7 protein-coding genes are annotated in these 12035 nt (G+C 60.7%); 2 read left to right on the forward strand and 5 right to left on the reverse strand.

Annotated features, from left to right (window positions below; genetic code table 11):
* Window positions 1-51: 51 nt before the first annotated feature.
* Together BLT16_RS20205 and BLT16_RS20210 are read left to right on the forward strand one after the other, a co-directional pair.
* On the forward strand, window positions 52-5397 hold the full coding sequence (locus BLT16_RS20205; protein WP_218124478.1) for a type I secretion C-terminal target domain-containing protein: 5346 nt from the start codon (window positions 52-54) through the stop codon (window positions 5395-5397).
* A gap of 105 nt (window positions 5398-5502) precedes the next feature.
* On the forward strand, window positions 5503-5835 hold the full coding sequence (locus tag BLT16_RS20210) for a tryptophan synthase subunit beta like protein (RefSeq protein WP_089660741.1): 333 nt from the start codon (window positions 5503-5505) through the stop codon (window positions 5833-5835).
* Between the two features lie 27 nt (window positions 5836-5862).
* On the opposite strand, the gene BLT16_RS20215 is transcribed toward BLT16_RS20210, so the two are convergent.
* The 5 genes from BLT16_RS20215 to BLT16_RS20235 all read right to left on the reverse strand — a co-directional run bounded on the left by BLT16_RS20215 (window position 5863) and on the right by BLT16_RS20235 (window position 11933).
* Window positions 5863-7785, reverse strand: a complete 1923-nt coding sequence (locus BLT16_RS20215; RefSeq protein ID WP_089660742.1) for an EAL domain-containing protein — start codon at window positions 7783-7785, stop codon at window positions 5863-5865.
* Between the two features lie 61 nt (window positions 7786-7846).
* Window positions 7847-8551, reverse strand: coding sequence for a transglutaminase-like cysteine peptidase (locus tag BLT16_RS20220; protein WP_176817297.1), 705 nt, complete (start codon window positions 8549-8551; stop codon window positions 7847-7849).
* A 65-nt stretch (window positions 8552-8616) separates the two neighbouring features.
* On the reverse strand, window positions 8617-9789 hold the full coding sequence (locus BLT16_RS20225; protein ID WP_089660743.1) for a cation diffusion facilitator family transporter: 1173 nt from the start codon (window positions 9787-9789) through the stop codon (window positions 8617-8619).
* Between the two features lie 12 nt (window positions 9790-9801).
* The gene (locus BLT16_RS20230) at window positions 9802-10983 is read right to left on the reverse strand and encodes a 1-acyl-sn-glycerol-3-phosphate acyltransferase (RefSeq protein ID WP_089660744.1); all 1182 of its coding nucleotides are present in this window, start codon (window positions 10981-10983) and stop codon (window positions 9802-9804) included.
* Complete coding sequence (locus BLT16_RS20235) at window positions 10980-11933, reverse strand: recombination-associated protein RdgC (protein WP_089660745.1); 954 nt, start codon at window positions 11931-11933, stop codon at window positions 10980-10982. Before BLT16_RS20235 ends, BLT16_RS20230 begins: the two co-directional genes overlap by 4 nt.
* Window positions 11934-12035: the final 102 nt, after the last annotated feature.

Here is a 12035-nt window from a genome sequence, read left to right on the forward strand (position 1 = left end):
CATGAGGGTGACGGCACCAGTGCCGCGACCCTGACGCTGGCCGACGGCGTGGTGACCCTCGAATTCACCGGTACCGACGGTGATGGCGATACCGTCAGCGGCGCGGTGGACGTGGGCAACGCGGTTACCCTCACCATCGTCGACGACGTACCGGTTGATAATGATGATATCGCTTACTCAATTGATGCTTTAGTCAGCGAAATCGATAGCAGCTTCGTCGGTAGCGACGGCAAGCCGGTGGACTCCCCCACGGCCAGTGGCAGCTTCAGCGCCGACTGGGGTGCCGACGGCCCTGCGGCCGAGAACGCTATCAAGTTCGGCATTGCCGGGGACGAGAACAGCCAGGTCGGCTTTGGTGACAGCAATACGCTGAGCATCAATGGCACTTATGGCACCTTGGTGGTAACCGACAATGGTGGCGGCAACTTCAGCTATACCTACACGCTGAAGGAAAATGCTGGTGGAGACTTGCTAACAACAGATACACCGCAGGACGTGTTCACTTACGTACTGACCGATGGTGACGGTGATAGCACCGAACCCACCAGTTTGACTTTTGATATCGACGCGACGGAATTTGAGTTTGGTCCGCCTTCGATCGATGGCATCGGCGCTGAAGGCGGTGATATCGAGGTGTATGAGGCAGCCCTTGAAAATGGCACCGGCAAGCTGGGTCAGAATGACCCGATCGGTGAAGATGGGCGCTCCGCCAACGGCGCGTTCTCGCTTAATGCCGTCGCTGGTATCCAGCACTTCACCGTAACCGGATCACTAGTTAGCGGTAATGCTACCCAATCCGGTGGTGCCGTGGTGATCAGCGCAGCGCAGCTTGCTGATCTTGCCAATGGTGATGCCGATCCCATCGTGATTGATACTCAGAATGGTGTGTTGACGCTCTCGGGGGCAACGCTAAATGAGGCGGGTACCGAGGCAACCGTTAACTACACCTACGAACTGACCAGTCCGCTGGATCATCCGGTGGAAAACGAACGCGATTTACTTGATAAGGACGGTATTGGTATTGAGCTCACGGATTTGGCGGGGCGGTCGGATGATTCCGAGATCATCGTCAGCGTCAAGGACGATATTCCAGCCTGGGCCAAGCCTATCACCGGCGATTTGGATGTCACGATCGATGCTGTTGACCTAGATGCCCTTGAAGGGGCTTGGAATAATATTATTAGTGAGGCCGGTTGGCCGGGATCGATAACATCCTCTCAGCTTGATAATGGTATCAAACTTAGTTGGGGTACACCGACGGCCGGTAGTAATGCGCCGTCAAGCTATACCTTCATTTATTCTAATAATCTCAGCACTGATGGTGTTGTAGATTTTGGCACGCCGTTTGCCATTGGCGAGTTTACGCATAACAATTTCGAGATTTTAGCGAACGATTCACAAGTGCTAGACAAGGTTGAGCTTGAGGTTACCTTCAACCTGATGATTAACGGTGTTATGACGCCGGTTACTACCATCATCGCGCTGGACCATGAAGAGACCCCAAATACAAATCCAAATCCGACCGCGAAAGAAAACGATGACTTTGTCCGCATAAGCAATCCGGACAAGACGGTAAGCATAGAGGTCGACGGTCAGAAATTCACATTCCGTATCCGTGGCTTTGAAGATGAAAACGGCGACCTGGTCGAAAAAGTTAGAACTACAGAGACCAAGTCAAATTCTTTCAAGCTGTTCGCTGAAATCGTCCACGAAAACCAGCCGTCGATTGATGGCACCTTTGATGCCAGCTGGGGCGCCGATGGTCCGCATGATGATGAACCGTTTACTTTGATTGGTGCTAATGACGACTCGGTCGTGCTATCTGACCTTACTGCTGGTGAGTCCGTAACCGTTTCGGGCCAGTACGGTGAACTTACTGCAACCTATAAGGGGAACGGTGAGTTTAGCTATAGCTATGTGTTGACGCCTGAAGGCCGCGCCTTGATCGAGGAGGGAGCGCAAAGTGAGCAGTTCTCCTATATCCTCAAGGATGGCGACGGCGATACCCGTAGCAATACCCTGACCTTCGATCTCACCGGCACCCCGTTCGAGTTTGAAGCTCCGGAAATCCAGGGGCTAGAATCTCAGGATGTGGTGGTGTACGAGGCATTTCTCCAGCAGGGAACTCAGTCTGGCCCCGAAGAAGCGGATCGCAAGGCTGGTGGCGAGATGACTCTGGTTGCTATGGCCGGCGTTGCTTCGCTGTGGGTCAAGGGGACGTCAGCGGGCACCGAGGGTATGACTGGTGTCGAGAATAATGGTGATAGCGGCTACGTTGAAATTAGTGTCGCTGCATTAGCTGATAGCGCTAATAATCCAGTCATTATAACTACCGCTGAAGGTAATATCCTGACTATCAATGGATATGATGCCGATACTGGCGTAGTTAGCTATACCTTCGAGCTGGTCGATACGGTGAATCATCAGGACGGTAGCGACACGGATGCCACCTTGGATAAAGATGGCATTGATGTGGTGCTTGTCGACGGCCGTGGTGTTCAAAGTGAGCCTGGCAGCATCAATGTCACCATTGTAGATGATGGAGTGAAAGCCAAGGACGATAGCGCCAGCGTTGATGCCGGCGAATCAGTGGGTGGAGATGTGCTGGAGAATGATCTTGGCGCCGATCGGGACCTGTCTCTGACCCAGGTCGCTCATGAGGGAACGGTCTACCAGTTTGGTGAAGGAGCCGATCCACTTGTCATCGAAACCGACAGCGGCACGCTAACCATCAACCGGGATGGCAGCTTCACCTTTGCAGCCACTGATGTGACGCCGAATAATGTGCCCAACAACAACCTTTCTGCTTGGAAGTCCGGAACCGCAGGCCTATGGGGCTTTGACAACATCGCCGCCGCACTGAATAGCGGGGCACTCGATTTGAACGCCCTGACTTCTGCCGCCCAAAGCGATGTCGGCTTCCAGCCTGGCAACGAGCGTGCGGGGCTGGGGGTGGATATCGGCGGTACACGTATCGGTGATGGTCAGGGCCTGGTGCTACAGCTTTCCGAAGAAGCAACATCAGCCACTGCAACCATAGCGCGATATAACGCCTCTCAAACCGATCAAGGGAAATGGACCGCTTTCGACGCCGATGGCAATGAGGTCGGGTCAGGAAAGTTTAGCGGTGAAAATGCCAATGGTGCACCGCAAAATCTCTCTATTGAGACGGACAGTCCGTTTAGTTTCCTGGTTTTCAGCCTGGATACCGGAAACACTCAGAACGAGGGGTATGTCCTCAGCGGGCTGAATTATGTGCCTGCTTCTCTGCCAGAGTCCGAAGAGTTCGTTTATACCGCCGTGGACGCTGACGGTTCCACGGACGAGGCGACACTGACCATCAATCTCAACAGCCCGGATGCGGGTGCTCCGGATACGCCGGATGCTCCACTGGTGCCTGAGGTCAGTGTTATGGTGACGTCTGAGGTCGGGAACGAAACCATTCTCAAGGACGATTTCAGCGATATCAGCGGAGTTGGCGAAGCCGGTGACGCCATCATTGATGATCCCACGCCGCCGTCCGTGACCAAGGAAGTTGTCTTCGATTTTGGCGTGGAGAATGCCGGCCAGCAGGTGACGCTGTCCTGGACGCACCAGGCCAAAGGAGGTTGGGAGGACGGGAACCCTGATGGATTGCCCTCTTGGCAGAACCGGGGCGGGACGCGGGACAAGTATGAAGTATTTATCAATGGCGATAAGGAAGCCGAGTTCTCATACTACGAACCGAACAATGACAATAACGCCGTGTTCGATCCAGTAAACGAAAGCTATACCGTCACCCTGGATGCCGACGGTAAAGCAGTCGTTGAGTTCAAGGTTACTACCACTGACCCGGCGGAAGTTGTCGATATCTTCGACATTGAGGCGCAGGTGGACACCACCACTACCCTGTACCCAGTGGAGCTCAGCGGCACCATCGAAGACGATGGCGAAATCGATCACTATCTGCTGGAAGTCGAGGGTGGGGCGCTGCTGTTCAACGGCAATCCCTTGGTCTCCGACAATGGCGTCTACCGGGTGGAGACGGATCAGTTGGATGGCCTCACCGTGCGGCCCGACGCGGATGCCGCCGATATCAACGTCACTGCCACTGCGATCAGTACCGATGGTGTGTCCAGCGAGCCTATGTCGTCGTCAACGCCAGTCGACCCGCCTGTTGCAGTTGACAACATAAATACGGCGAACATTTCGGTAATCGATTTGCCGGGTGAGCAAACCTCTGGCCAGACATCTGCATCCAGCCTTGCAATCACGAAGTCGACCACGAGGACAGTTAATACTACTCGAACAATTGAATTTACCGTGGATGAGGGTAGCGCTGGTGCATTGAACTTCAATGTTTCGTTGTCTGAGCCGAGCGGTATCACTTATTGCTCCTCTGCGAGTGTGGAATGGAGGCTAGAAAAAGAAGTTTTGCCGGGTTCCTGGGAACATATTTCAGGGTTCGACGGAACTCTTTCGTCCGGTATTGGTAGTGCCACTTTTGAAGATATTGAGAGCGGTGACTATCGAGTGGTATTCGATTCGACCTTAGTGGGCGGGTTTAATGGATTCGGACCATTCCCGGCTCAGTATCCAAGCGTTAATGTCTCAGGTGTAGCTCTCGAACTAACGGCTGAAGACAGGCAGGATGTCGTGGTCGACGCAATTAACGGCAACGTCATCACCGATCAGGATGCGCAAGGCGATTCGGATCTGCGTCCGGCAAATGCCGAGCTGCAAATCCTGAACGGTGACACCTTTGAAACGGTCGGTTTGGGTAACACGATAACGATCGATGGACGCTATGGCTCTCTGGAAATTCAGGGCAACGGTGAGTATACCTACACCCCGAATGAAGAGGCCGGCAATATTGGCGGTATCGAGACCTTTACCTATCAGTTGGTCCAGCCAAATGGCAACCAGGCGCAAGCCAACCTGTCGATTCGCATCGATAGCCCAGACGTCAATGTGCTGTTTGGTAGCGATGCTGCTGACACCTTGGAGGGAACTAGTGAGAATGATGTGATCGTTGGCGGCGCTGGAAACGACACGCTTACCGGCGGCGATGGCGATGATGTCTTCCGGTGGAACTTTGGTGACCAAGGCGACAGTGATTCACCAACAAACGATATCGTTACCGACTTTGGAAATGGTGACAATATTCTCGACATCGCCGATCTTCTGCAGGGTGAGAACGAGAGCAATATTGGTGACTTCGTGATGGCCGCACAGGACGGATCTGATACAGTGCTGTATCTCAGCTCAGACGGTAGCCTGGCTGGCAGCACGGATAATGCCGATCAGACCATTCGCTTGGAAGGCAAGTCCTTTAGTGACTTCGGTGCAGCACCGGGGAACAGTGAGGAACTCATCGCCAAGATGATCGAAAACGGCCAGATCCATATCGACCAATAACACGTCGCTTGATATTGCCCCGCTCGGCGCCTGCCGAGCGGGGCTTTTGCCTTTTTTGGTCTGTTGAATTACTCTTTCAGCGCGCGCCGCCCACGGGGAGATTCCATGTACGTTCAGCGAGATAAGAATGGCAACATCAAGTTGCTCAGCCGCGATTCTTCGCCTGATTGCAGTGAATATCTGTCACCGGACTCTCCCGAGATCGCGCTGTTTCTAGGCAAGCAGGTTGCCTACCAAGAAGGCGACAGGCTTCGCCAATCCGACCTCGAATTCGTCCGGGTGCTGGAGGACGTGATCGAGGTGCTGATGGACAAAGGGGTGATCAGTTTCACCGACCTGCCGGATGCCGCGCGCGAGAAGCTGATGACCCGCCAGAATCTACGCCGTCGCGTCAACGATGTGGGGTTGATGGACGACAGCGACAGCGACGTCATCTAACGCCGCGGCCGCTTATTCCGTAGGGCGTCAATCGCCATTGTGTTGTGGCGGTTCTTTGCGCACCCCGGGCCCCGTTACGCCATCCAGGCCGAGCTCGAACAGGGTCTCGGCTTCGTTCTTTTGCGTTACCCCTTCCGCAATGACCAGCACACCCAGCGAGTGGGCCAGTGTCGCCATGCCGCGCAGAATGGCCTGCTGGTCGGGCTGTTCGTCGATGCCGGCAACCAGCGAGGCGTCGATCTTGAGATAGGCAAGGCCGACATCGTGAAGGTCGGCGAGGGTCGAGAATTCGGCGCCGACGTGCTCGAGCCCCAGCCGGCAGCCGAACGGCTGTAGCTCGCGGCACAGACCTCTGAAGCTTTCCATGTGATGCACCGCCACCGATTCGGGTAGCTCCAGCCATAGCTTGGCCGCGGCCTGCGGATACTGCTTGAGCAGCGGCTTGATGTCGCTGAGGAAGCGGCTGTCGCGAGCGGCCTGATGAGAGAGGTTGATGCCCAGCGGCTTGCTGTCCTTGTCGATCTGCTTGAGGGCGGTTTTCACTACGGCAAGGTCAAAGTCGACGTTCATGCCCAGCCGCGAGATCCACGGCATGAAGACGCCGGCGGGTTGCCAGTGGCCCTGAATCTTGAGCCGCGACGGGCTTTCGAAGTGGAGCGGGTTGGCGTCGGCGTCGAGCACCGGGTAGTGGCCGAGATGCAGGCCTTCCCCCAGTGCCGTGTCGAGAGCGCGGCGCCAGTCGTCGCGGTTGTTGAACAGCGACTGGTGGGCGGCCCCGCTGGCGATGCCGACGGCGTGGTCACCGTCATCCTCGGCGCGGGCCAGGGCGCCGTCCAGGCTGCTGAGCAGTTCGCCGCGGGCATCGCTGTGGGTATAGGCGATCAGTGCCATGGGCAGGCCGATGGGCGCTGATGCGCCGTCGGTAAGCGGATGCAGCTTGGCCTTGAGCGCCCTGGCCAGCGCCTCGAGGTCGTCGTCGCCGGGCAGCAGTAGGGCGAAGTCGCTGCCGTTGAGGCGCCCTACGTGGCCGCCGCCATAGACGTTGGCCAGCTGCTTGAGGGCGCTGGCGACATCGGCCAGCAGGCGGTTGGTGGCTTGGTGGCCCAGCGTGTGATTCAGAGCACTCAGGCGCGCTACCCGCACGATCACCAGGCTGCCCATGCCTTGGCCGGTGTCGGGATCGAGGGCGCGTTCTAGCTGCTGCAGAAAGTGGCCGCGGTTGTCGGCACCGCTGACCTCGTCCTGCTGCAGCTTGCGGCGCAGGCGTTCGAGTTTTTCGCTCTCCTGGCCGAGCATGTCGCGCACGCTGGCCGAGAGCAGGTTCATGGCAGTGACCACCTGGCGCAGTTCCAGGGTGCGCGGCGCCTCGGAGGTGGTGAAACGGCGGTTGCCGATGTCGCGGGCCTGGTCGATCACCCGGCGCAGCGGGCGGCGGATGCTGTGCACGATCCACCAGGCCAGTGCGGCGCTGATCAGGGCGGCCACCGCGAACCAGGCCACTAGCCGCTGGGTGTTCTGCCATAGCGTGTGGTAGGCGTAGTTGTGGTGACTCTCGAGCACCACCGTGCCGTACTGCTGCCAGCCGTCCTGGACGACCGCCTCACCGGCGGGGATATCGAAGCGGACTCGCTCGACGAACCAGTCGGGCACGTCGGCCAGGCGCTCGTCGGCCTCGCGGCGAATCTCCACCTCACCCTCCGGCGAGCGCAGCTCCACGCGCCGGTAGTGGCCGGTATCGAACTGGGCGGCCAGCAGCAGTTCGATGGTCACCGGGTCCTTGTCGAGCTGGCTCATCGACAGCGCCAGGGCGTTGGCGTTGTCGGCATTCTTGATGCGCATCTCCTGCTCGGTGTACTGCTTGAGCGAGCTCAGCCCGATCGCCAGGCTGCCGCCGAAGGCGAGCAGCAGCAGCACCAGTATGGTCAGCCACAGCTGTTTGATCAGTGACATGGCGGTTGTCTCCCTTGCCTGCGTGGCCCGCTGGTGGCGGTAGTCTTATTGATAGGATCTGTCATAGGAAGCCCTGGTCCTGCATACGGCTGAGCACGCTGCTCCAGCGCGACAGCCGCTGGGTGGGGTCGGCGCGCGACTGGGTCGAACCGCCGGCCCACAGGCCCTCGCTGTTGAAACTGAACACCGGATCGAGGTCGTTGCGCTGCGTGGCGGGGGTGATCGACGGCACCAGGTTATCGAGGATGCGCGGCACGGCACTGGGCGTTTCGTAGTAGCCGAGCACCATGTGGGCCTGGGTGATCTGGCTGCGGCCGATGCGTGCACGCACGTAGATCATACGCAGCTGCTCGCCTGGAACGCCGAGCTGTTTCAGGGTGATGTACTTGGCGATGGAGTAGTCCTCGCAGTCGCCCTGGCCCTGGCCCATGGTCTCCAGCGGCGTGGCCCAGAAGTCTTCATGACCCCAGTTGTCGATGTCGTCGACCCAGCGCACGCGGCGATTGAAGAAGTCGTTGACCTCGCGCAGCTGGGCATCGATATCGGCGCCCGCCAGGCGCTCGAGCAGGGTGAACCACTCTTCGAGCACTGCCACGCCGCGGCCCCCATAGCGCGACTGCATTACGCTGCGCAGCCGCGAGGGGTCGAGGTTGCCGCTAGCCGGCGCCGTGGCGAGCCCCAGGCCGGCGGCCAGAAACAGCGCGGCGGCGCCGGCCAGAAAACGGCGGCGCGAGCATCGAAACCCGCTGGAAGGTAGCTTGGCCATGGGGCGCCCTGCGTGACGCGATTATCGTTATGGTGACGTGGTTGTCGTGCGTTTTAATTAGAGTATCAGGCCTTGCCGGGCCCCTGCCATACGCGCAGCCGACCCACCCAGCCGAGCTCACGGGCGTAATCACGCAGCAGGTCGGCGGCCTGGTCGAGGCTCTGACCGTCGGGAAGCTCGCGAACGAAGATCGAGATGTCGACGCGGTTGCCCAGGTAGTGCAGGTCCAGCGCCACCCGTGCCTGCCATACCGGCAGCGCCGACCACACCTCGTCGAGCTTGCCCTCGACGTCCTCACGCAGCGGCATGCCCGGCATCAGGCTGGGGTCCACCTTGCCTTGATCGTCTTCCGGGTCGATATGGAAGGTCACGTCGGTAAGGGTCGGGAAGCGCTCGCGCAGCCGACGGCTGACCTCGTTGCCGATCTCGTGGGCCTCGGAAACGGTGACCCGCGGTGGCACCACGATATGGACGTCGAGCAGCACGTGGCCCCCCACGGTACGGGTGCGCAGGTCGTGGACGTTGTAGACGTCGGGGACCGCCTCGGCGAGTTCGCGCATCTGGCGCTGCTGGTCCTCGGGGAGGGCGGTATCGACCAGCTCCTGGCTCGACTCCCACAGCAGGTTGGCGCCAATCTTGCCGACCATCAGCGCCACGACCGCCGCCGCCACGGCGTCGAGCCAGCCGGCGCCGAATTGGGCGCCGATCAGACCCACCAGCACCACCACGGTGGACAAGGCATCGCTGCGCGAGTGCCAGGCATTGGCCTCGAGCAGCCGCGACTTGACCCGCTTGGCGACGCGCAGGGTGGCGCGGAAGATCCACTCCTTGGCCAGCAGCGCGACCACGGCCAGGGCGATGGCCCAGCCGCCGGGTGCGGGGATCGAGGCGGCGTCGAACAGCCGTGTCAGGCTGGCCCAGGCGATGCCGCCGGCGACGAAGATCAGGATGCTGCCCAGCCACAGGGTCGCCAGGGTCTCGATGCGGCCGTGGCCGTAGGGGTGGTTGGTGTCCGGCGCCTGGCGGCCGAAATGGGTAGCGGCCAGCACGAAGCCATCGGTGACCAGGTCGGAGAAGGAGTGGACGCCGTCGGCCACCAGCGCCGCTGAGCCGACGATCAGGCCCACCACCACCTTGGCCACCCCCAGCACAGTATCGATGACGGCGCCGATCAGGGTGATGCGGTGCGCCTCGCGGGTCTGGCTGCCGCGGTCGTAGGGCAGGTGGGCATGGCCCATGGCGTCAGCGCCTCATAGCCGGCCGGCGCGGTTGAGCACGGGGTTGGCGTACTGCGCCAGCCACCAGTCGCGCAGGTGAGTGGGTATCTGCTCCAGGCGCTGGCGGAACTGCTCGCGATCGGCGTCGGTCACGTCGTCCAGGCAGATCAGGTCGGGTGCCTTGCCGCTGGCCTCCAGTGCCAGCTGGTGGCTGGGGAACAGCCGATAGCCCGCCAGTACCTGGCGGTCGATCTCCTCGGCCACCGCCTCGGGGCTGTCGTAGTCGGTGCCCAGCGGCGTGCCGAAGGTCAGCTTGATGCGCCCCTTGTGACCGATGATGCCGGCAACGATGGAGCGGATGTCCTCGTACTGTACCTTCTGGTAGCGCCCTTCGGTGTGCATGGCATAGAGCTCGTGGGCCTTCTGCAGGTCGCAGGGGTCGTACTCGTAGCTGATCGACACCGGCACCACACGCAGCTCGCTGATGGCGTCGCCGCTGGTGGCGCTCTTGTCGACGTGGCGCCGGGCCATGGTCAGCATCTTGATGATCGCCGGGTCGGTGCGGTCGATGCCGTCCTTGGCGCGCCCCTCGCGCTGGGCCAGCCACACCGAATGATGATCCATCGTCAGCGAGTGGCGAATATAGGCCGACAGCGCCTGGTAGGCGGCGAGCATGGCGCGCTTGCCCTTGGCCGAGCGCGGCACGATGAAGCTCTTGTTGAGGCGCATCAGGTCGTTGACATAGGGCTTCTGCAGCAGGTTGTCACCGATCGCGATGCGCACCGTGTCGCGCCCGGCCAGATACAGCGCATAGTTGACGAAGGCCGGGTCCAGCGAGATATCGCGATGATTGCTGATGAACAGGTAGGCGGTGTCGTCGTCCAGCGCGTTTAGCCCCTCGACCTCGAAAGCGTCGGTGGTAGTGCGGATCATGCGCTGCATGTAGCCGGCGATGCGCATCTGGAAGTCGTGGACGCTGGCCACGCCGCGCACTTCGCGGCGCACCGCGAAGCCAGCGATCGTGCGTGCCAGGCGCGGCGAGAAGCGCGCCAGCCGCGGCAGCTTGAACTGGGTCAGGGCATCGAGCAGCTCGGCATCATCGGCCAGTCGCGCCAGCACCTCGGCGACCTCGTCGTCGTGGTAGGGGCGGATCTTGGCGAACGGATCCGCTTGGCGAACGGCGTCTTCGGTGGAGGCGGATAGATCAGCAGTCACGGTGTCGAGGCCAGGTTAGCGGTAACGGAGGAGGTTGCGTCCTGGCTGGCCTCACCGCCCAGCCAGCTCAGCAGCTGTGCGCTGGCGGCGGCCAGCGCCTGCGCCATCAGCACGAAATCCGTTTCCATGCGCAGGATAGCGTCATCACCATCGTCGCTGGCGTTGGCTTCGTCCAGTAAGGCGTCGCTGAAGCGCAACGACTTCAACGCCAGGTCGTCGTGGAGCACCATCGACAGCCGGCCTTCGATCTCCAGGGCCAGGCGCGTGGCCTGGCGGCCGCCGGCCAGCAGGGTGTGGATCTCGTCGCTGTCGAGATCGACCTGACGGGCGCGCAGCACGCCGTCGTCGCCCTGAGCCTTGAGCTCCACCTGGTCGCCCAGCAGCAGGTCTGCGGGACGTGAGTCGGCGTCATTGAGCCACTCGGTCATGGCGCGAACCGGCAGCGTTTGGCTGGCCAGCGGCGTGACCTTGAGACTGCCCAGGGTCTGGCGCAGCAGGTCGAGAATCTCTTCGGCACGCTTGCGGCTCGAGGCGTTGATGCCGATCAGGCCACCGCGGGTGTCCCACCACAGGTCGACCTTCTGGCTGCGCACGAAGGCACGCGGCAGCAGCTCTTCATAGACCTGCTCCTTGATCGCCTGCTTGTCCTTGCGGCTGACCGGCTGGCCCTCGGCGGCTTCGCGATCGGCGACGCGCTCCTCGACCTCTTCGCGCACCACGCTGGCCGGCAGCAGCCGCTCCTGGCGCAGGGCGCTGAGCAATCGGTGGCCCTGCAGCTCGTGCATGTACTGCGTGCTGCGACGCCCGCCCGGCGGACGCCAGCCGAGTCGCGTGGCCTCGCTTCCGCCCAGCGGGCGAAAGGCTTGTTCGGCCAGCGCATCTTCCAGGGTGTCGCCGGAGATGCTGGGTGCCTCATGCAGGCGATAGAGATGCAAGTGCTTGAACCACATGGCCAGTCCTGAGTGTAAAAGGAGGCACATTATGGCCAAAGGAAGGCGGGGGTGCCAGTGGGCGGCAGCGCTGCGCGCTGCAATCGCGAATGAATTCGCTCC

Source organism: Franzmannia pantelleriensis, from assembly GCF_900102875.1.
Taxonomy (GTDB): domain Bacteria; phylum Pseudomonadota; class Gammaproteobacteria; order Pseudomonadales; family Halomonadaceae; genus Franzmannia; species Franzmannia pantelleriensis.

Bases quoted from the DNA above. Each gene is read 5' to 3' on its own strand.
- BLT16_RS20225 (WP_089660743.1), bottom strand. From the start codon at position 9,789: ATGGGCCATGCCCACCTGCCCTACGACCGCGGCAGCCAGACCCGCGAG.
- BLT16_RS20215 (WP_089660742.1), bottom strand. From the start codon at position 7,785: ATGTCACTGATCAAACAGCTGTGGCTGACCATACTGGTGCTGCTGCTG.
- BLT16_RS20210 (WP_089660741.1), top strand. From the start codon at position 5,503: ATGTACGTTCAGCGAGATAAGAATGGCAACATCAAGTTGCTCAGCCGC.
- BLT16_RS20220 (WP_176817297.1), bottom strand. From the start codon at position 8,551: ATGGCCAAGCTACCTTCCAGCGGGTTTCGATGCTCGCGCCGCCGTTTT.
- BLT16_RS20235 (WP_089660745.1), bottom strand. From the start codon at position 11,933: ATGTGGTTCAAGCACTTGCATCTCTATCGCCTGCATGAGGCACCCAGC.